General features: G+C 65.8%; 21 protein-coding genes and 1 tRNA gene. 11 read left to right on the top strand and 11 right to left on the bottom strand.

Translation table 11 applies throughout. The features are described 5' to 3' along the window. Positions 1-21 precede the first annotated feature (21 nt). From rpsM to AC4BAR_RS11360, 6 genes are all read left to right on the top strand, one after another. A complete protein-coding gene (gene rpsM / locus AC4BAR_RS11385) occupies positions 22-387 on the top strand; it encodes a 30S ribosomal protein S13 (protein WP_490627983.1) in 366 nt (121 codons plus the stop codon). A 19-nt stretch (positions 388-406) separates the two neighbouring features. After that, positions 407-811: a 30S ribosomal protein S11 gene (rpsK, locus tag AC4BAR_RS11380; RefSeq protein ID WP_490627982.1), complete on the top strand. Its 405-nt coding sequence runs from the start codon at positions 407-409 to the stop codon at positions 809-811. 145 nt (positions 812-956) lie between these two features. Further along, complete coding sequence (gene rpsD / locus AC4BAR_RS11375) at positions 957-1,580, top strand: 30S ribosomal protein S4 (RefSeq protein WP_490627981.1); 624 nt, start codon at positions 957-959, stop codon at positions 1,578-1,580. Positions 1,581-1,662: 82 nt separating this feature from the next. Continuing rightward, complete coding sequence (locus tag AC4BAR_RS11370; protein WP_490627980.1) at positions 1,663-2,652, top strand: DNA-directed RNA polymerase subunit alpha; 990 nt, start codon at positions 1,663-1,665, stop codon at positions 2,650-2,652. 90 nt (positions 2,653-2,742) lie between these two features. Further along, a complete protein-coding gene (gene rplQ, locus AC4BAR_RS11365) occupies positions 2,743-3,144 on the top strand; it encodes a 50S ribosomal protein L17 (RefSeq protein ID WP_490627979.1) in 402 nt (133 codons plus the stop codon). 19 nt (positions 3,145-3,163) lie between these two features. Then, a tRNA-Met gene (locus AC4BAR_RS11360) sits at positions 3,164-3,240 on the top strand. Positions 3,241-3,312: 72 nt separating this feature from the next. Here AC4BAR_RS11360 and rsmI read toward each other — a convergent pair. Further along, a complete protein-coding gene (gene rsmI / locus AC4BAR_RS11355) occupies positions 3,313-4,233 on the bottom strand; it encodes a 16S rRNA (cytidine(1402)-2'-O)-methyltransferase (RefSeq protein ID WP_490627978.1) in 921 nt (306 codons plus the stop codon). Here rsmI and AC4BAR_RS11350 point away from each other — a divergent pair. The 3 genes from AC4BAR_RS11350 to AC4BAR_RS11340 all read left to right on the top strand — a co-directional run bounded on the left by AC4BAR_RS11350 (position 4,224) and on the right by AC4BAR_RS11340 (position 5,899). Continuing rightward, complete coding sequence (locus AC4BAR_RS11350) at positions 4,224-4,619, top strand: YraN family protein (RefSeq protein ID WP_490627977.1); 396 nt, start codon at positions 4,224-4,226, stop codon at positions 4,617-4,619. The genes rsmI and AC4BAR_RS11350 overlap by 10 nt on opposite strands. 69 nt (positions 4,620-4,688) lie before the next feature. Further along, positions 4,689-5,288 carry a phosphoheptose isomerase gene (locus AC4BAR_RS11345; RefSeq protein WP_490627976.1) on the top strand — a complete coding sequence of 200 codons (600 nt, stop codon included), beginning with the start codon at positions 4,689-4,691 and terminating at the stop codon, positions 5,286-5,288. Then, a complete protein-coding gene (locus tag AC4BAR_RS11340) occupies positions 5,285-5,899 on the top strand; it encodes a BON domain-containing protein (protein ID WP_490627975.1) in 615 nt (204 codons plus the stop codon). The genes AC4BAR_RS11345 and AC4BAR_RS11340 overlap by 4 nt, the downstream gene beginning before the upstream one ends. A 22-nt stretch (positions 5,900-5,921) precedes the next feature. Here the strand turns inward: AC4BAR_RS11340 and AC4BAR_RS11335 are convergent, their stop codons facing one another. The 3 genes from AC4BAR_RS11335 to AC4BAR_RS11325 all read right to left on the bottom strand — a co-directional run bounded on the left by AC4BAR_RS11335 (position 5,922) and on the right by AC4BAR_RS11325 (position 9,204). Next, positions 5,922-6,845: an NAD(P)-dependent oxidoreductase gene (locus AC4BAR_RS11335; protein ID WP_490627974.1), complete on the bottom strand. Its 924-nt coding sequence runs from the start codon at positions 6,843-6,845 to the stop codon at positions 5,922-5,924. 74 nt (positions 6,846-6,919) lie between these two features. Then, on the bottom strand, positions 6,920-8,056 hold the full coding sequence (locus tag AC4BAR_RS11330; protein ID WP_490627973.1) for a PilT/PilU family type 4a pilus ATPase: 1,137 nt from the start codon (positions 8,054-8,056) through the stop codon (positions 6,920-6,922). A gap of 104 nt (positions 8,057-8,160) precedes the next feature. Next, complete coding sequence (locus tag AC4BAR_RS11325) at positions 8,161-9,204, bottom strand: type IV pilus twitching motility protein PilT (RefSeq protein WP_490627972.1); 1,044 nt, start codon at positions 9,202-9,204, stop codon at positions 8,161-8,163. A gap of 62 nt (positions 9,205-9,266) precedes the next feature. Between AC4BAR_RS11325 and AC4BAR_RS11320 the strand changes: the two genes are divergently transcribed. Next, positions 9,267-9,971 carry a YggS family pyridoxal phosphate-dependent enzyme gene (locus AC4BAR_RS11320; protein ID WP_490627971.1) on the top strand — a complete coding sequence of 235 codons (705 nt, stop codon included), beginning with the start codon at positions 9,267-9,269 and terminating at the stop codon, positions 9,969-9,971. A gap of 2 nt (positions 9,972-9,973) precedes the next feature. On the opposite strand, the gene AC4BAR_RS11315 is transcribed toward AC4BAR_RS11320, so the two are convergent. Both AC4BAR_RS11315 and AC4BAR_RS11310 read right to left on the bottom strand, forming a co-directional pair. Continuing rightward, positions 9,974-10,408: a response regulator gene (locus AC4BAR_RS11315; protein ID WP_490627970.1), complete on the bottom strand. Its 435-nt coding sequence runs from the start codon at positions 10,406-10,408 to the stop codon at positions 9,974-9,976. Between the two features lie 7 nt (positions 10,409-10,415). Then, positions 10,416-11,342 carry a sensor histidine kinase gene (locus AC4BAR_RS11310; RefSeq protein ID WP_490627969.1) on the bottom strand — a complete coding sequence of 309 codons (927 nt, stop codon included), beginning with the start codon at positions 11,340-11,342 and terminating at the stop codon, positions 10,416-10,418. Between the two features lie 174 nt (positions 11,343-11,516). Here AC4BAR_RS11310 and AC4BAR_RS11305 point away from each other — a divergent pair, with 174 nt between their 5' ends. Further along, positions 11,517-12,671 carry an aminotransferase class V-fold PLP-dependent enzyme gene (locus AC4BAR_RS11305; protein ID WP_490627968.1) on the top strand — a complete coding sequence of 385 codons (1,155 nt, stop codon included), beginning with the start codon at positions 11,517-11,519 and terminating at the stop codon, positions 12,669-12,671. Positions 12,672-12,688: 17 nt separating this feature from the next. Here AC4BAR_RS11305 and AC4BAR_RS11300 read toward each other — a convergent pair whose 3' ends face one another. The 5 genes from AC4BAR_RS11300 to AC4BAR_RS11280 all read right to left on the bottom strand — a co-directional run bounded on the left by AC4BAR_RS11300 (position 12,689) and on the right by AC4BAR_RS11280 (position 18,526). Continuing rightward, a complete protein-coding gene (locus AC4BAR_RS11300) occupies positions 12,689-13,423 on the bottom strand; it encodes an LrgB family protein (protein ID WP_490627967.1) in 735 nt (244 codons plus the stop codon). Then, a complete protein-coding gene (locus tag AC4BAR_RS11295) occupies positions 13,407-13,763 on the bottom strand; it encodes a CidA/LrgA family protein (protein WP_490627966.1) in 357 nt (118 codons plus the stop codon). Before AC4BAR_RS11295 ends, AC4BAR_RS11300 begins: the two co-directional genes overlap by 17 nt. 7 nt (positions 13,764-13,770) lie before the next feature. Beyond that, entirely contained in the window at positions 13,771-15,273 is a 1,503-nt protein-coding gene (locus AC4BAR_RS11290) for an FAD-linked oxidase C-terminal domain-containing protein (RefSeq protein ID WP_490627965.1), read from the bottom strand. A gap of 68 nt (positions 15,274-15,341) precedes the next feature. Further along, entirely contained in the window at positions 15,342-16,190 is an 849-nt protein-coding gene (purU, locus tag AC4BAR_RS11285; RefSeq protein WP_490627964.1) for a formyltetrahydrofolate deformylase, read from the bottom strand. Positions 16,191-16,318: 128 nt separating this feature from the next. After that, positions 16,319-18,526: a malate synthase G gene (locus tag AC4BAR_RS11280; RefSeq protein ID WP_490627963.1), complete on the bottom strand. Its 2,208-nt coding sequence runs from the start codon at positions 18,524-18,526 to the stop codon at positions 16,319-16,321. Positions 18,527-18,535 lie beyond the last annotated feature (9 nt).

Below are 18,535 nucleotides of genomic sequence, written 5' to 3'. Positions count from 1 at the left end.
CACGAGTTTTAGAGGACGTATATGGCACGTATCGCTGGTATCAACATTCCGCCGCACAAGCACGCTGAAATCGGGCTGACCGCAATTTTTGGCATTGGCCGCACCCGTGCACGCAAGATTTGCGAAGCATGCGACATCGCCTACTCCAAGAAGGTCAAAGACCTGACGGACGGTGATCTCGAAAAAATCCGCGACCAAATCGCCGCCATCACCATCGAAGGTGACCTGCGTCGCGAGACCACGATGAACATCAAGCGTTTGATGGACATCGGTTGCTACCGCGGTTTCCGTCACCGTCGCGGCCTGCCGATGCGCGGCCAGCGCACCCGCACCAATGCCCGCACCCGCAAGGGTCCGCGCAAGGCGGCTCAGGCGCTGAAGAAATAATTGGAACTGAAAGATCACCATGGCTAAGTCACCCGCCAACAGCGCTGCGCAGCGCGTCCGCAAGAAGGTTCGCAAGAACGTGGCCGACGGCGTCGCGCACGTGCACGCCTCCTTCAACAACACCATCATCACCATCACCGACCGCCAGGGCAATGCCTTGTCGTGGGCGTCGTCCGGTGGCCAGGGCTTCAAGGGTTCGCGCAAATCGACTCCTTTCGCAGCCCAGGTGGCGTCGGAAGTGGCGGGTCGCGCCGCGATCGAACAGGGCATCAAGAACCTGGACGTCGAGATCAAGGGCCCCGGTCCTGGCCGTGAGTCCTCGGTGCGTGCTTTGGCCGCACTGGGCATCCGCATCAACGTCATCGCCGACGTGACGCCGGTGCCGCACAACGGTTGCCGTCCCCAGAAGCGTCGTCGCATCTGAGGCTGTGAGCATTCGGGTGGCCGGCAGTTGATGCCGGCCACCCTTGTCGTTTGAAGTTTCGCTAACCCAAGCCCACCGCCAACAGGCTTCGCGCCGAAGGCTCCTGCAGTGAATTGCTGCAGCAGATGTTTAAAAGGAAAGTCACGTGGCACGTTACCTCGGCCCCAAGGCCAAACTCTCTCGCCGTGAAGGCACAGACCTGTTCCTGAAGAGCGCCCGCCGCTCCATCGGCGACAAGGCCAAGTTTGACTCCAAGCCCGGCCAGCATGGCCGCACTTCGGGTCAGCGCACTTCCGACTACGGTCTGCAGCTGCGTGAAAAGCAGAAGGTCAAGCGCATGTACGGCGTGCTGGAGCGCCAGTTCCGCCGCTACTTTGCCGAAGCCGACCGTCGCCGTGGTAACACCGGCGCCAACCTGCTGACGCTGCTGGAGTCCCGTCTCGACAACGTGGTGTATCGCATGGGCTTCGGCTCGACCCGCGCCGAAGCGCGCCAGCTGGTCTCGCACAAAGGTGTGACGGTCAACGGCCAAAGCGTGAACATCCCGTCCTACATGGTCAAGACCGGCGACGTGGTGGCTGTGCGTGAAAAGTCCAAGAAGCAGGGCCGCGTTCAAGAAGCGCTGCAACTGGCCCAGCAGGTCGGTTTCCCGGCCTGGGTGGAAGTCAGCCTGGAAAAGGCCGAAGGCACCTTCAAGAAGGTTCCCGACCGCGACGAATTCGCTTCCGACGTCAACGAATCGTTGATCGTCGAACTGTACTCGCGTTAATTTTTGTCCCGGCTGCGCACGCGGCCGGCGCTTCACCAGCCTTACCGGTGTAACGAGCCGGGGGTATTGAGAGGAAGTTTGAATGCAGACCAATTTGCTGAAACCCAAAACCATCAACGTCGAGCAGATCGCGGCCAACCATGCCAAAGTCACTCTGGAGCCATTCGAGCGTGGCTACGGCCACACGCTGGGCAACGCCCTGCGTCGGGTGTTGCTGTCGTCGATGGTGGGTTATGCGGCGACCGAGGTCACCATTTCCGGTGTTCTCCATGAGTACTCGTCGATCGACGGCGTGCAAGAAGATGTGGTCAACATCCTGTTGAACCTCAAGGGTGTGGTTTTCAAGCTCCACAACCGTGATGAAGTGACGCTGAGCCTGCGCAAGGACGGCGAAGGCGTGGTGACAGCGGCTGACATCCAGACGCCACACGACGTCGAGATCATCAACCCTGGCCACGTCATTGCCCATTTGTCGGCCGGCGGCAAGCTGGACATGCAGATCAAGGTGGAAAAGGGCCGTGGCTACGTGCCGGGCACCATGCGCCGTTATGGCGATGAGCCCACCAAGTCCATCGGCCGCATTGTGCTGGACGCTTCGTTCTCCCCGGTCAAGCGTGTCAGCTACACCGTGGAAAGCGCCCGCGTCGAGCAGCGCACCGACCTGGACAAGCTGGTGGTCGAGATCGAGACCAACGGTGCCATCACCGCCGAAGACGCGGTCCGTGCCTCGGCCAAGATTTTGGTTGAACAGCTGGCGGTGTTCGCTCAGCTGGAGGGCAGCGAACTGGCCGCCTTCGATGCACCGGCGCCGCGCAGCTCGCAGCAGTTCGACCCCATCCTGCTGCGTCCGGTGGACGAGTTGGAACTGACCGTGCGTTCGGCCAACTGCCTGAAGGCCGAAAACATCTATTACATCGGTGACCTGATCCAGCGCACCGAGAACGAGCTGCTCAAGACCCCCAACCTGGGTCGCAAGTCGCTCAACGAAATCAAGGAAGTGCTCGCCTCGCGCGGCCTGACCTTGGGCATGAAGCTCGACAGCTGGCCCCCGGCCGGTCTGGACAAGCGATAAATGGACCGCCGGGTTGTTTCAACCCGGCCCCTGGTGGATTGGTGGTACCTCGCACGGCCACCTCTGAATCAATAACGAAAGGAACACACCATGCGTCACGGACACGGACTCCGCAAACTCAACCGCACCAGCTCGCACCGCCTGGCGATGCTGCAGAACATGATGAATTCGCTCATCGAGCACGAAGTCATCAAGACCACGCTGCCCAAGGCCAAGGAACTGCGCCGCGTCATCGAGCCGATGATCACGCTGGCCAAAGAAGCCACGTTGTCCAACCGCCGCCTGGCCTTCAACCGCCTGCGCGACCGCGACAGCGTGACCAAGCTGTTCAACGACCTGGGCCCGCGTTTCAAGACTCGTCCCGGTGGGTACACCCGCATCCTGAAGATGGGCTACCGCGTGGGCGACAACGCCCCCATGGCCCTGGTGGAGCTGGTTGACCGCGGCACTGCAAATGAATCTGCAAACAGCGACGCCGCTGCCGCAGAATAAGCTATACTACAAGGCTTGACGCGCGATGGAGCAGCCTGGTAGCTCGTTGGGCTCATAACCCAAAGGTCGTAGGTTCAAATCCTACTCGCGCAACCAATTCGTCAGCCTCGCTGCTGACGCCAAAACGCCCGCTGATGCGGGCGTTTTGCGTTGGGGCGTCGGTTTGACTCAGTCGTTGTCTTCGGCTTCGTCGGAATCGCTGGACTTCATCTGCAAGGCCAGGGTGTAGACACTGTTGCGCGGCGCACCGGTGATGTCGGCCGCCAGCTTGACGGCCGTTTTCAGCGGCAACTCGGCCAGCAACAAGGTCAGCACCCGAGCGGTGTCATCCATGCCGTCGCTCTGCTGCGCCTGGGGGTGGAGCACCAGCGCAAACTCGCCACGCAGCCGCGAACTGCTCTCTGCCAGCCAGGCCGCCAGGCCTTCGGCCGCCACGGTGCTGATTTCTTCAAACTGTTTGGTCAGCTCTCGGCCTACCGTCAGCCGGCGTGCGCCCAGCGGCTTCAAGGCCTGGGCCAGGGCCTCGATGCGGTGGGGTGACTCCAGCAACACCACCGCCCGCGCCTCGCTGGCCAGCAACTGCACCGCGTGGGCCCGCTCCGCGCTTTTGCTTGACAGAAAGCCGGCAAACACAAAACCGCTGGCATCGCCAAGCCCTGCCACGCTCAGCAGCGCGGTGACGCTGCTGGCGCCGGGCAATGGCATGGCGCGGTGGCCTTGCTGTCGCGCCACCGTCACCAGACGCGCGCCGGGGTCGCTGATGGCCGGGGTGCCGGCGTCGCTGACATAGGCCACCCGCTGGCCGCGGGCCAGGCGCTCGCAGACCGCCAGCGAGGCTTCGGCCTCGTTGTGTTCGTGCAGCGCCAGCAGGGGCTTGTCGATGCCGTAGGCACGCAGCATGGCCTGGGTGTGGCGGGTGTCTTCGCAGGCGATGGCGTCCACAAGGCCCAGCACATGCAGGGCCCGCAGTGTGATGTCGGCCAGGTTGCCGATCGGCGTGGCCACCACATAAAGGCAGCCGGGCGGATACAGTTGGGCCGAGGCGGCGGCGTCGGCAGCGGCCAGGGCAGGAGCAAACAGTGCAGTCACAGGGGCTCTCGAAAAAGAAAATCGGTGACGCCGCCGAGGACAGCGCCGTCGCCCACCTGCAGCAGCAGGGCCTGCGCCTGGTGGCCCGCAATTATCGGACGCCAGGGCGCGGTGGCGGAGAAATCGACCTGATCATGCGCGAGGCCGATGGCACGCTGGTGTTTGTTGAGGTGCGCCGGCGGGCCAGCAGCGCCCATGGGGGTGCGGCGGCCAGCGTCACCGCGACCAAGCGCCAGCGCATCGTGTTTGCCGCTCGCCATTACCTGATGCGGCTGTCTCCCTGCCCAGCCTGCCGCTTTGACGTGGTCGGGCTGGAGGGCGGGGACGCCGCAGCAGGTCTGGCACCGCGGCTGGTGTGGCTGAAGGCGGCCTTCGATGCCGGCTAGCCGGGACCGGCATTGCCATGCCAATCCAAGCTTCATGAAAAGCCCAGCCGCCGAAGTTATCATCCCTGCATGGTTGAACAGCGAATCCAGCAGCATTTCATTGACAGCGCCGACCTCAAGTACCAGGCCGCGCAAACCCTGAGCAAGCCTCTGGCCGCCGCCGTGCAAGCGGTGTTGGCCTGTGTGACCAGCGGCGGCAAGGTGCTGGCCTGCGGCAACGGTGGCTCGGCGGCCGACGCCCAGCACTTTGCGGCCGAGTTTGTCGGCCGTTTCGAGCGTGAGCGGCCCGAGCTCGGGGCGATTGCGCTGACCACCGACAGCTCCATCCTCACCGCGATCGGCAACGACTACGACTTCAGCGTGATTTTCTCCAAACAGGTGCGTGCGCTGGGCCAGGCCGGCGACGTGCTGCTGGCGCTGTCGACCAGCGGCAATTCGGCCAACGTCATCGCGGCCATCCAGGTGGCCCACGAGCGCGACATGACGGTGGTGGCGCTGACCGGCAAGGGCGGCGGCAAAATCGGCGCCATGCTGCGCGACACCGACGTGCATGTCTGTGTGCCGCACGACCGCACCGCCCGCATTCAGGAAGTCCACCTGCTCGCCTTGCACTGCATCTGCGACGGCGTGGACGCTCAACTACTTGGTGACCAGGAACCCGCTCCATGAAACGACTTCTCTGCCATGTGCTCGCGCTGTCCGCCCTGTCGGCAGCCCTCAGTGCCTGCGCGCCGCTGGTGCTGGGCTCGGCCGCCGTGGGCACCGCGCTGGTGGCCACCGACCGCCGCACCTCGGGTGCCCAACTGGAAGACGAAGGCATTGAATTGCGGGTCGCCAACCGGCTGGCCGATGCGTTGGGCGGCCGCGGCCACCTGAACGTGACCAGCTACAACCGCCAGGTGCTGTTGACCGGCGAGGTGCCCACCGAGCAAGACCGTCTGATGGCCGAGCAGGTGCTGGCCAAGGTCGACAACGTGCGATCGGTGGTCAACGAGCTGGGGGTGATGGGCAACTCTACCATTGGCCAGCGTTCGTCCGACACGCTGGTGACCGGCCAGGTCAAGGCCGCCTTGGTGGACAGCCGCGACCTCTACCCCAGTTCCATCAAGGTGGTGACCGAGCGCGGCACGGTGTTTCTGATGGGCCGCTTGACGGCGCGTGAACAAAGCCGTGCCACCGAGGTGGTGCGTGGCGTCAACGGCGTGCAGAAGGTGATTCGCGTGTTCGAAACCATCAGCGAAGAAGAGCTGCAGCGCCTGCTGCCCTCCAACACCAAATAAGCCGTCACCAGCGGGCCCGGCTTCAGCCGGCCTTGCGCAGCCGCCGGACCAGGCTGGAGGTGTCCCAGCGCTGGCCGCCCATGGCCTGAACGTCGGCGTAGAACTGGTCCACCAGCGCGGTGACCGGCAGCCGTGAGGCGTTGCGTTTGGCCTCGTCCAGCACCAAACCCAGGTCCTTGCGCATCCAGTCCACCGCGAAACCGAACTCGAACTGGTCGGCCACCATGGTCTTGCCCCGGTTGTCGAGTTGCCAGCTCTGGGCCGCACCTTTGCCAATCACGTCCAGCACCTGGTTCATGTCCAGGCCGGCGTTCTGGCCGAAGGCAATCGCTTCGCTCAAGCCCTGAACCAGGCCGGCGATGCAGATCTGGTTGACCATCTTGGTCAGTTGCCCAGCGCCGCTGTCGCCCATGCGGGTGAAGGCCCGCGAGAAGGCCGCCGCCACCGGTGCCACGCGCTCAAAGGCGTCGGCGTCACCGCCACACATCACGGTGAGTTGGCCATTCTGTGCGCCACCCTGACCGCCGGACACCGGCGCATCGATGAAAAACAGGCCGCGCTGGCTGGCCTCGGCGGCCAGCTCGCGCGCCACCGTGGCCGAGGCGGTGGTGTGGTCCACAAACACCGAACCCGGCGCCATGCCGGCGAACGCGCCGTCCGCGCCCAGCGTGACCGAGCGCAGGTCGTCGTCGTTGCCAACGCAGTTGAAGACAATGCCGGCGCCAGCCGCAGCGTCACGCGGTGTCAGCGCCGGCGGCGTGCCCGCCTGGGGGGCGAACTCGTTGGCCCAGGCAATGGACTTGGCCAGCGTGCGGTTGTACACCGCGACGTGGTGGCCGGCACGGGCCAGGTGGCCTGCCATCGGAAAACCCATCACGCCCAGGCCCAGAAAGGCCACTGGACTGGGGGATACCGGCGCGTAGGCTCGGGGGTTGATGCTGCTCATGGAGTGTCTTTCAGGGGGAAATGAAAACGCCCCATGGGCAGGCCCACGGCCGGCCGACGGGGCGTGTCAGGGGGTCAGACGATGGCCAGGTGCTCGGTGCCGGCGGCCAGGTCGGGCGATTTGCTGCGCTGGCTGTTGAGCTTGATCTGCAGGCGCAGGTCGTTCAGCGAGTCGGCGTTGCGCAAGGCGTCTTCGTAGGTGATCAGGTTGTCTTCGTAGAGGTCGAACAGTGCCTGGTCAAAGGTCTGCATGCCGAGGTTGCGGCTCTTTTTCATGATCTCTTTGAGCTCGGTGACCTCGCCCTTGAAGATCATGTCTGACACCAGCGGCGAGTTCAGCATGATCTCCACCGCGGCAATGCGGCCCTTGCCGTCCTGGCGCGCGATCAGCCGCTGCGAAATCATGCCGCGCAGGTTGAGCGACAAGTCCATCAGCAGCTGCGGCCGCTTTTCTTCCGGGAAGAAGTTGATGACCCGGTCCAGCGCCTGGTTGGCGCTGTTGGCGTGCAAGGTGGCCAGGCACAAATGGCCGGTTTCGGCAAAGGCGATCGCGTGCTCCATGGTTTCGCGGTCGCGGATCTCGCCCATCAGAATCACGTCGGGGGCCTGGCGCAGGGTGTTCTTCAGCGCGGCAAACCAGTTCTCGGTGTCCACGCCCACCTCGCGCTGGGTCACCACGCAGTTTTTGTGTGGGTGCACGAACTCCACCGGGTCTTCGATGGTGATGATGTGCTCGAAGGCGTTTTCATTGCGCCAGTCCACCATTGCGGCCAGCGTGGTCGACTTGCCCGAGCCAGTGGCCCCCACCAGGATGCACAGCCCGCGCTTGGACATGGCCACGTCCTTCAGAATCTTGGGCAGGCCCGTGCCTTCGATGGTGGGAATGCTGGCTGGAATGACCCGCAGCACCATGCCGATCTTGCCCTGCTGCACAAAGGCGCTGACGCGGAAACGGCCAATGTCCGAGGGCGAGATGGCGAAGTTGCACTCCTTGGTGCGCTCGAATTCCGCTGCTTGCTTGTCGTTCATGATGGCCCGCGCCAGGGCCAGCGTGTGCTGGCCCGACAGCTGCTGCGGGGACACCTTGACCACCTTGCCGTCGACCTTGATGGCTGGCGGAAATTCGGCCGTGATGAACAAATCACTGCCTTTGCGGGTGATCAGCAGGTTCAACAGGTCGTTGATGAATTTGCTGGCCTGGTCGCGTTCCATGGTGGTACCTCTGCTGGGTCAATCGGGTGGGGCCGCCCCAAGGCAAAACGCGGCCCCCTCGGGGGGCAGCGAACGACACGCAGTGCGGAGCGTGGGGGCCATGTTCACCCCGGGAAGTTCTCGGGAATCTTGGCCTTGGCGCGGGCCTCGGCCGGGCTGATGACGTTGCGCCGCACCAGGTCAGACAGGTTCTGATCCAGCGTCTGCATGCCCACGCTGTTGCCGGTCTGGATGGACGAGTACATTTGCGCCACTTTGGCCTCGCGGATCAGGTTGCGGATGGCCGAGGTGCCCAGCATGATTTCGTGCGCTGCCACCCGGCCCGAACCGTCCTTGAGCTTGCACAGGGTCTGCGAAATAACCGCCTGCAGCGACTCCGACAGCATGGCCCGCACCATTTCCTTTTCTTCCGCCGGGAACACGTCGATGATGCGGTCGATGGTCTTGGCGGCGCTGGAGGTGTGCAATGTGCCAAACACCAGGTGGCCGGTTTCGGCCGCGGTCATGGCCAGGCGGATGGTTTCCAGGTCGCGCATTTCACCGACCAGAATCGCATCCGGGTCTTCACGCAGCGCCGACCGCAGCGCGGCGCTGAAGCTCAGCGTGTGCGGCCCCACCTCGCGCTGGTTGATCAAGCATTTCTTGGACTCGTGCACGAACTCGATCGGGTCTTCCACCGTCAGGATGTGGCCGTACTCGTTCTCGTTCAGGTAATTGACCATGGCCGCCAGCGTGGTCGATTTGCCCGAGCCGGTGGGCCCGGTTACCAGCACCAGGCCGCGCGGCTTGAGCGACAGGTCGGCAAAGATCTTGGGCGCGTTGAGCTGCTCCAGCGTCAGGATTTTGGATGGGATGGTGCGGAACACCGCGCCGGCGCCGCGGTTCTGGTTGAAGGCATTGACACGGAAGCGTGCCAGCCCCTCGATCTCGAACGAGAAGTCGACCTCCAGAAACTCTTCATAGTGCTTGCGCTGGGTGTCGTTCATGATGTCGTACACCATGGCATGCACCTGCTTGTGCATCATGGGTTCGACGTTGATGCGCCGCACGTCCCCGTGCACGCGGATCATCGGCGGCAGGCCCGACGACAGGTGCAAATCGGAGGCTTTGTTCTTGACGCTGAAGGCCAGCAACTGGGTGATGTCCACAAATCCCTCGTGTTCCTGGCCAGGCCGGCCATCTGCGATGTTTTGTTACGCTCGGGCTTATTATGACCACGATTGGCAGCAAGCTCCAGCAGGTCAGGCAGCGCATTGCGGCGGCCTGTGACGTCCATGGCCGGCCCCCAGGCAGCGTGCGTTTGCTGGCGGTGTCCAAGACCTTCGATGACCAGGCCGTGCGCGACGCCGCCGCAGCCGGCCAGCAGGCTTTCGGCGAGAACTACATCCAGGAAGGCGTGGAGAAAATCCTGTTGCTGCGCGACCTGCCGCTGGAGTGGCACATGATCGGGCCCATCCAGAGCAACAAGACCCGCGCGGTGGCGCAGCATTTCGACTGGGTCCACACCATCGACCGGCTGAAGATCGCCCAGCGCCTGAGCGAGCAGCGGCCGCCGGAGTTGCCACCGCTGCAGGTCTGCCTGCAGGTCAACATCGATGGCGGGCCCAACAAGTCTGGCGTGGCGCCCGAGGACACGCTCGCCTTGGCCCTGGCCTGCGCCGCCTTGCCCCGGCTGGTGGTGCGCGGGCTGATGGTGATCCCCGAGCCGGCCGACGAGCCCGAGGCGCAGCTGCGCCCCTTGCTGAAGGCGAGTGCCCTGTTCGACCAGTTGCGGGGGCGGGGTGAGGCCGGCCTGTCCCGCGTCGACACCTTGTCCATGGGCATGACCTCGGATCTGGAGCCCGCCATCCAGGCCGGCAGCACCCTGGTGCGGGTGGGATCAGCGATTTTCGGCGTGCGGCCGCGTGCCGGTTGAGTTCAGGTCCCGGTGTGGGCCGGGGTGCGGTTGACGGTGGCCCAGAACTGACCGAGGAATTTCATGGTTTCCACAAACTCGGTGAAATCCACCGGCTTGACCACATAGGCGTTGATGCCCAGGTCGTAGGCCCGTTCGATGTCGGCGGCGGCGACCGAGGAGGTCAGCCCCACCACCGGGATGTGGCGCAGCGACTCGGTGCTGCGGATGTCGCGCAGCACACTGAAGCCGTCGACCAGCGGCATGTTCAGGTCCAGCAGAATCACCACCGGGTCTTCGGCCGAGCGGCCGGCATGGCCGCCGCGCCGGTGCAACCAGTCCAGGGCCTGCTTGCCGTCTTGGGCGTGCACCACCCGGTCCGACAAGTCCAGTGTCAATGCGGCAATGGTCAGCTCGGCGTCGTCGGGGCTGTCTTCAATCAGCAGTATCGGTTTCAACGGGCGCTCAGTCGGTGGTGGGGCCGTTGGGTGGGGATGACCCTTGAGGCGATGTTTCAGATGTTACATCTGTCTGCGCGGCCGCGTGCGCCGGCAGGCTGAAGTAGAAGCAGCTGCCTTGCTCGGGCTGGCTCTCGGCCCACAGCTTGCCGCCATGGCGTTCCAAGGCGCGGCGTGCCAATGCTAGGCCAATGCCCATGCCATCAAAATCGCGCGCATGGTGCAGGCGCTGGAACACACCAAACAGTTTGTCCGCATGGGCCATGTCGAAGCCAGCGCCGTTGTCGCGGACAAAAAAGATGGTGTTGTCTGGGTTGTCGGTCAGTGCACCCACCGTGACCTGGGCCTGTGGCTGGCGGGCGGTGAACTTGGCGGCGTTTTCCAGCAGCCGTGTCCACACCTCGCGCAGCAGCACCGGGTCGGCCTGCACTGTGGGCAGGGCCTCCACCGCCCAATCGATGCTGCGGCCCTCGGTGGCCGTGGCCAGGCCCGCCACCACCGACTGCACCAGGGCCTGGCTGTCCACCGCCCGTTCGGCCATCACGGCGCGACCCAGGCGGGAGTAGGACAGCAGGCCGTCGATCTGCCGGCCCAGGCGCTGGGCGGCGTCGGTGATGGTGGTCAGGTATTTGCCGCCCTTGGCATCCACCTCACCCACATGCTGTTTGAACAGCTCGATGTAGCCGACGATGTGGCGCAGCGGCGAGCGCAGGTCATGAGACACCGCGTAGGAAAACGCCTCGAGCTCCTGCTGTGTCGCTGCCAGCTGGCTCGCCAGTCGGGCCATTTGCACGTCGGGCGGGGTGGCCAGCTGCTGCAGCTGTTCGCGCAAGGCCCGGTTGTCCGCATGAGCGCGGGCCAGGTCGGCGCGCAGGGCGGCCAGGTCGTCGGGCAGTGACCAGCCGGCGTCGGAAGGGGGCAAGGTGGGTGGCATGGGAAGGTGCGGCAAAGGCCGAAAGACCATTCTGACGGTACCCGAAGCAGCTTACAAGCCCACCGTCCGGGCCTCCCGCCCTGCGGAATACCCCTGCCTGCCGGGTCACTGGGGCAGTGATAAGCTCAACGGCTGAGGCGATGGTCGCCCCCACACTGTCCAATCGGAGCCCTCATGCCAGGCCTTTTGCCCCACATCGACCCGGACGGGTTGCTTGAATTCTCGGTGGTCTACACCGACCGCGCGCTCAACCACATGTCGCAGCGCTTTCAGGGCGTGATGAAAGACATCGCCAGCATCCTGAAAGAGGTTTACCAGTCGCGGTCGGCGGTGCTGGTGCCCGGCAGCGGCACCTTTGGCATGGAGGCCGTGGCCCGCCAGTTCGCCACCGGCAAGAAAGCGCTGGTCATCCGCAACGGCTGGTTCAGCTACCGCTGGACGCAAATTTTCGACATGGGCGGCATCCCCGCCGAATCCACGGTGCTGAAAGCGCGCCGTGTCGGTGACGGTCTCCAGGCCCCCTGGGTGCCTTGCCCGATCGACGAGGTGGTGGCCACCATCGCGGCGAAAAAGCCGGACGTGGTGTTTGCCCCGCATGTGGAAACCGCCGCCGGCATGATCCTGCCCGACGACTACTTGCGCGCGGTGGCCGACGCGGTGCACGCGGTCGGTGGTTTGTTTGTGCTGGACTGCATTGCCTCTGGCGCGATGTGGGTGGACATGAAAGCCACCGGCGTCGACGTGCTGGTCAGCGCGCCTCAAAAGGGCTGGAGCGGCTCGCCCGCCTGCGCCATGGTGATGCTCAGCGAACGCGCCCGCGCCGCCATCGACGCCACCACCAGCACCAGCTTTGCCTGCGATCTCAAGAAGTGGCTGCAGGTGATGGAGACCTACGAGGCCGGTGGCCATGTTTACCACACCACCATGCCCACCGACGCGCTGGCCCGGCTGCGCGAGGTGATGCAGGAAACCCGTGCCTACGGCTTCGAGAAGGTCAAGGCCGAACAAGCGGAGCTGGGCGTGCGGGTGCGCGCGCTGTTTGAAAGCCGTGGCATCCGCAGCGTGGCGGCCAAGGGCTTCCAGGCGCCGGGCGTGGTGGTCAGCTACACCGACGATGCCGACATCCAGAACAGCAAGAAATTCCTCGCCGCCGGCCTGCAGACCGCCGCCGGCGTGCCGCTGCAATGCGATGAAGGCCCGGAGTTCAAGACCTTCCGCATCGGCCTGTTCGGTCTGGAAAAGCTGCACCATGTGGACCGCACCGTGGCCCACCTGCAAGCCGCGCTCGACCAGGTGCTGCCCCAGCCGGCCCTGGCCCGGGCCGCCTGAAGGGCCTGCCGCCGGGCTCAGCCCAGTGGCAGCAGCTTGAACACCCAGGGCATCAGCAGCGCGGCCAGCACCGCCTGCAGGCCCAGTGCCAGCGCCGCGTAGGCGCCCGCGTCCGGGTCCACCTGCAGCGCGCGGGCCGCACCGATGCCGTGGGCGGCCGTGCCCAACGCAAAGCCCCGGGTCGACCAGCCGGCGCCGGCTGGGCGGATGCCCAGGCGGTCAAACAGGGTTTTGGCGCTCAGCGCGCCCACCATGCCGGTCACCACCGCGAACACCGCCGCCAGTGCCGGCACACCACCGATCTTGGCTGCCACCCCCATGGCCACCGGTGCTGTGACCGATTTGGGTGCCAGCGACAGCAGCACGTCGCGCGGCAAGTCCAGTGCCCAGCCGATGGCCAGCGCCGAGGCGCTGGCCGCCGCCCCGCCGACCACCGCCGCCAGCAGCAGCGGGCCGCCATGGCGCAGCAACTCGGCCCGGCGCTGCCACAGCGGCCAGGCCAGCGCCACCACCGCCGGCCCCAGCAGAAAGTGAATGAACTGCGCGCCCGAAAAATAGGTGGGGTAGGACACGCCGGTGAGCAGCAGGCCCACCGCCAAGGTCACCACCGACCACAGCACCGGGTTGGCCCAGGGCGCTTGACCGACCCGGGCGTACAAGGCCTGCGCCAGCACATACACCACCAGCGTGGCGGTCAGGCCGAACAGCGGGGTGGAGGCGAGGTAGACCCAGAGCTCAACGAAGCTGGCCATCGCGCCTTGCCCTCAGGTGGTGCAGCAGCAGCGCGGTGACGGCCATGCCGATCCAGGTCGAGACCACAATCGCCACCAGGATGCGCAGGCCATAGGCGCCCAGCAGGTTCAGATGGGTCATCACGCCCACCCCCACCGGCACGAACAGCAGCGACAAATGGGTCAGCAGCAACTCGGCACAGGCCGCCACCGGCTCGCGCACCAGCGGCCAGCCCAGGGCGGGCAACAGCAGCAGCATGCCCATCACCGGGCCGGGCAGCGGCCAGCCGGTCAAGCGCACCAGCACCTCGCCCAGCGATTGCAGCAACAGCAGCCATGCCAGACCCCGCAGTGCCAGCATGGAACGGTCAGAAGCGGGGCAGGTCGGGGTGGGGCAGGGCGCCGCCGCGGATCACCATGCGACCGTATTCGGCGCAGCGTTGCAGCGTGGGAATCACCTTGCCGGGGTTCAGCAGGCCACTGGGGTCGAAGGCGCGCTTGACGGCGAACATCGCCTCGCGTTCCTCGGGTGTGAACTGCACACACATGCTGTTGAGCTTTTCCACGCCCACGCCGTGCTCGCCGGTCACCGTGCCGCCCATGGCCACGCTGGTTTCCAGGATGTCGGCGCCGAACTGCTCGGTGCGGAGCAGCTCGTCGGCGTTGTTGGCATCGAACAGAATCAGCGGGTGCAGGTTGCCGTCGCCGGCGTGAAAGACGTTGAGGCAGCGCAGGCCGTACTTCACCTCCATCTCGGCAATGGCCTGCAGGATGTCGGCCAGCCGCTTGCGCGGGATGGTCGAGTCCATGCACATGTAGTCGGGGCTGATGCGGCCGCTGGCCGGAAAGGCGTTCTTGCGGCCGCTCCAGAAGCGCAGCCGCTGGGCCTCGTCGGCGCTGACGGTGATGGCGGTGGCGCCGCAGCGCCGCAGCACCTCGCTCATGCGGCCGATTTCTTCTTCCACCTCTTCCGGCGTGCCGTCGCTTTCGCACAGCAGGATGGCGGCGGCGTCGAGGTCGTAGCCGGCGTGCACAAAGTCTTCCACCGCGGCCGTCATGGGCTTGTCCATCATCTCCAGCCCGGCCGGGATGATGCCGGCGGCGATCACCGCGGCCACGGCCTCGCCGGCCTGGCGCACATCGGCAAAGCTGGCCATGATGCAGCGCGCCAGTTGTGGCTTGGGCACCAGCTTGACCGTGACCTCGGTGGTCACGGCCAGCATGCCTTCGCTGCCCACAAGCACCGCCAACAGGTCCAGGCCGGGGGCGTCCAGCGCGTCGCCACCGAACTCCACCGGTTCGCCCTCAACGGTGAAGCCCTTGACCTTGAGCACGTTGTGCAGCGTCAGGCCGTATTTGAGGCAGTGCACGCCACCGGAGTTTTCGGCCACGTTGCCGCCGATGGTGCAGGCGATCTGGCTGCTGGGGTCGGGCGCGTAGTACAGGCCGTGCGGCGCGGCGGCCTCGCTGATGGCCAGGTTGCGCACGCCGCACTGCACCACCGCTGTGCGGCTCAGCGGGTCCATTTTCAGGATGCGGTTGAACTTGGCCAGCGACAGCGTCACGCCCTCGGCGTGTGGCATCGCGCCGCCGCTCAGGCCGGTGCCGGCGCCGCGGGCCACCACCGGCACGCCCAGCGCATGGCAGGCCTTCAGCACCGCCGCCACCTGGGCCTCGGTTTCCGGCAGGGCCACGGCCATGGGGCGCTGGCGGTAGGCGGTCAGACCGTCGCACTCGTAGGGCGTGGTGTCCTCGTCATGCCACAGCAGGGCGTGGGCGGGCAGCTCGGTGCCCAGCCGCTGGCGGATCTGCTGGACGCGCTCGGACTTCAACAGCGACTGCGCTTCGCGGGCGGTGGTGGGGGCGTTCATGGATTTGATGCTACGCGATTTGCCCGCTTTGTGCGTGGCCGGTGTGCCCCTGGGGCCAGGGGCTGGGGCTACTTGAAGATCACCGTCTTGTGGCCGTTCAGCAGCACCCGGTGCTCGCTGTGCCATTTGACGGCGCGGGCCAGCACCTGGCTCTCGGTGTCGCGGCCCAGCGCGGTCAGGTCTTCCACCGTTTTGCTGTGGTCGACCCGGGCCACGTCCTGCTCAATGATGGGGCCCTCGTCGAGGTCGGCTGTCACGTAATGGGCGGTGGCGCCGATCAGCTTGACGCCGCGCTCATGGGCCTGGTGGTAGGGCTTGGCGCCCTTGAAGCTGGGCAGAAAGCTGTGGTGGATGTTGATGGCGCGGCCGGCCAGCTTTCGGCACAGTTCGTCGCTGAGGATTTGCATGTAGCGCGCCAGCACCACCAACTCGGCGCCCTCGGCCTCGATGACCTCCAGCTGCCTGGCCTCGGCCTGGGCCTTGGTGGCTGCCGTCACCGGGATGTGGTGGAAGGGCACGTTGTAGCTGGCCGCCAGCTGGTAGAACTCGCGGTGGTTGGAAATGATGGCGCGGATGTCCAGCGGCAGCAGGCCGCTCTTCCAGCGGAACAGCAGGTCGTTCAGGCAATGGCCTTCCTTGCTGACCATCAGCACGGTGCGCACCGGCTGCGACGCCGCGTGCAGGCTCCAGCGCATCTGCAAGCTGCCGGCCAGGTCGTGCAGTTGCAGCCGCAGGTCGTCCGACGTCAGCTGGCTGCAGGCGAACTGCACCCGCATGAAGAACAGGCCGGTGGCCGGGTCGTTGAACTGCGCGGCTTCCTCGATGTTGCCGCCGCGCTCCAGCAGAAAGCCCGAAACGGCGTGCACGATGCCGGGCCGGTCGGCGCAGGACAGGGTCAGGATGTGGGCGTGGCTCATGGGGATGGGTTCAACAAACCGGACAAGGGCGCAAATTGTCGCAGGTCGGCGTTGCGCGGGCGTGGGGCCCCGGCGGCCCATGAAAAAACGGCGCCCGAGGGCGCCGTTGTCGCGGGGCGGCGGACCGCTCAGGCCTGGCCGGCCTTCACTTTCAGACGCCAGGCGTGCAGCAGCGGCTCGGTGTAGCCGCTGGGCTGGGCCAGGCCCTTGAACACCAACTCGCTGGCGGCCTGGAAGGCGGCGCCGTCCGGGTTGCTGGCCATGGGCTTGTACAGCGGGTCGCCGGCGTTCTGCTTGTCCACCACCTTGGCCATGCGCTTGAAGGTCTTGCGCACCTCGGCCTTGGTCACCACGCCGTGGTGCAGCCAGTTGGCCATGTGCTGGCTGGAGATGCGCAGCGTGGCGCGGTCTTCCATCAGGCCCACGTTGTGGATGTCGGGCACCTTGGAGCAGCCCACGCCCTGGTCGATCCAGCGCACCACATAACCCAGGATGCCCTGGGCGTTGTTGTCCAGCTCCTGCTGCTTTTCTTCCGGCGTCCACTTGTCTTGCTTGACCACCGGGATCTGCAGCAGCCCGCCAAGCAGGGTGTCGCGTTCGCCGTCGGCGTCGATCTTTTCCAGCTCCTTTTGCACGTCACGCACCAGCACCTGGTGGTAATGCAGCGCGTGCAGCGTGGCGGCGGTGGGGCTGGGGGTCCAGGCGGTGTTGGCGCCGGCCTTGGGGTGGGCGATCTTCTGCTGCAACATGGCGGCCATCAGGTCGGGCATGGCCCACATGCCCTTGCCAATTTGCGCCTTGCCGCGCAGGCCGCAGCTCAGGCCCACCAGCACGTTGTTGCGTTCGTAGGCCTGGATCCAGGCGCTGGTCTTCATGTCGCCCTTGCGCATCATCGGGCCGGCCTGCATGGCGGTGTGCATCTCGTCGCCGGTGCGGTCGAGGAAGCCGGTGTTGATGAAGGCCACGCGGCTGGCGGCGGCGGCAATGCAGGCCTTCAGGTTGACGCTGGTACGGCGCTCTTCGTCCATGATGCCCAGCTTGACGGTGCTGGCCGGCAGGCCCAGCAGCTTCTCGACGCGGCCGAACAGCTCGGCGGCAAAGGCCACTTCGGCCGGGCCGTGCATCTTGGGCTTGACGATGTAGACCGAGCCTTTGCGGCTGTTGCGAATGCCGTTTTCACCGTGGCCTTGCAGGTCGTGCAGCGCGATGGTGGTGGTGACGATGGCGTCCATGATGCCTTCCGGGATCTCCTTCACGCTGCCATCGGCGGCGGTGTAGAGGATGGCCGGGTTGGTCATCAGGTGGCCCACGTTGCGCACAAACATCAGAGAGCGGCCGTGCAGCTTCACTTCGCCCTGGCCGTTGGCGGCGGTGTAGACGCGGTCGGGGTTCAGGCCGCGGGTGAAGGTCTTGCCACCCTTGGTCACGCTTTCGGTGAGGTTGCCCTTCAGAATGCCCAGCCAGTTGCTGTAGGCCACGACCTTGTCGGCCGCGTCCACCACGGCCACCGAGTCTTCCAGGTCGAGGATGGTGGACAGCGCCGATTCCAGCACCAGGTCGCTGACGCCGGCCGGGTCGGTCGCGCCGATGGCGTGGGCTCGGTTGATCTGCAGGTCCAGGTGTAGGCCGTTGTGCTGCAGCAGCACGCTGGAGGGGGCGGCGGCGTCGCCCTGGAAGCCGATGAATTGTTTGGCGTTCTTCAGCTCGCTGGTCTTGCCGTTGGCCAGCGTGACCACCAGTTGGCCACCCACCACGGCGTAGCCGGTCGAGCCCACATGCGAGCCCTTCTTCAGCGGGGCCGTGCGGTCCAGCACGTTGCGGGCGTAGTCAATGACCTTGGCGCCGCGGGCCGGGTTGTAGCCGCTGCCTTTTTCACAGCCGTCGGCCTCGGAGATCGCGTCGGTGCCGTACAGCGCGTCGTACAGGCTGCCCCAGCGGGCGTTGGCCGCGTTCAGCGCGTAGCGGGCGTTCAGGATGGGCACCACCAGCTGCGGGCCGGCCTGGACGGCCAGCTCGTCGTCGACGTTCTTGGTGGTGGCCTTGACCTTCTCCGGCACCGGCACCAGGTAGCCGATTTTTTCCAGGAACTTGCGGTAGGTCTTCATGCCCTTGATCGGGCCCGGGTTGGCCTTGTGCCAGGCGTCCAGCTCGGTCTGCAGGCGGTCGCGTTCGGCCAGCAGCGCGATGTTCTTGGGCGCCAGGTCGGCCACGATGGCGTCAAAGCCGGCCCAGAAGGCGTCGGTCGCCACACCGGTGCCAGGCAGCACCTGGGTTTCGATGAACTGCTGCAGTTCGGTGGCAACCTGGAGGCGGTGGATGGCGGTGCGTTCGGTCATGGTGTGATG

The sequence above is a fragment of the Rhodoferax sp. SPJ4 genome (assembly GCF_058216275.1).
This window is presented reverse-complemented; position numbering and strand designations above follow the sequence as displayed.

Coding starts and splice junctions, on each gene's coding strand:
- rpsM (WP_490627983.1), top strand. CDS start 22: ATGGCACGTATCGCTGGTATCAACATTCCGCCGCACAAGCACGCTGAA.
- rpsK (WP_490627982.1), top strand. CDS start 407: ATGGCTAAGTCACCCGCCAACAGCGCTGCGCAGCGCGTCCGCAAGAAG.
- AC4BAR_RS11370 (WP_490627980.1), top strand. CDS start 1,663: ATGCAGACCAATTTGCTGAAACCCAAAACCATCAACGTCGAGCAGATC.
- rplQ (WP_490627979.1), top strand. CDS start 2,743: ATGCGTCACGGACACGGACTCCGCAAACTCAACCGCACCAGCTCGCAC.
- AC4BAR_RS11345 (WP_490627976.1), top strand. CDS start 4,689: ATGGTTGAACAGCGAATCCAGCAGCATTTCATTGACAGCGCCGACCTC.
- AC4BAR_RS11340 (WP_490627975.1), top strand. CDS start 5,285: ATGAAACGACTTCTCTGCCATGTGCTCGCGCTGTCCGCCCTGTCGGCA.
- AC4BAR_RS11335 (WP_490627974.1), bottom strand. CDS start 6,845: ATGAGCAGCATCAACCCCCGAGCCTACGCGCCGGTATCCCCCAGTCCA.
- AC4BAR_RS11330 (WP_490627973.1), bottom strand. CDS start 8,056: ATGGAACGCGACCAGGCCAGCAAATTCATCAACGACCTGTTGAACCTG.
- AC4BAR_RS11320 (WP_490627971.1), top strand. CDS start 9,267: ATGACCACGATTGGCAGCAAGCTCCAGCAGGTCAGGCAGCGCATTGCG.
- AC4BAR_RS11310 (WP_490627969.1), bottom strand. CDS start 11,342: ATGCCACCCACCTTGCCCCCTTCCGACGCCGGCTGGTCACTGCCCGAC.
- AC4BAR_RS11305 (WP_490627968.1), top strand. CDS start 11,517: ATGCCAGGCCTTTTGCCCCACATCGACCCGGACGGGTTGCTTGAATTC.
- AC4BAR_RS11300 (WP_490627967.1), bottom strand. CDS start 13,423: ATGGCCAGCTTCGTTGAGCTCTGGGTCTACCTCGCCTCCACCCCGCTG.
- AC4BAR_RS11295 (WP_490627966.1), bottom strand. CDS start 13,763: ATGCTGGCACTGCGGGGTCTGGCATGGCTGCTGTTGCTGCAATCGCTG.
- AC4BAR_RS11290 (WP_490627965.1), bottom strand. CDS start 15,273: ATGAACGCCCCCACCACCGCCCGCGAAGCGCAGTCGCTGTTGAAGTCC.
- purU (WP_490627964.1), bottom strand. CDS start 16,190: ATGAGCCACGCCCACATCCTGACCCTGTCCTGCGCCGACCGGCCCGGC.
- AC4BAR_RS11280 (WP_490627963.1), bottom strand. CDS start 18,526: ATGACCGAACGCACCGCCATCCACCGCCTCCAGGTTGCCACCGAACTG.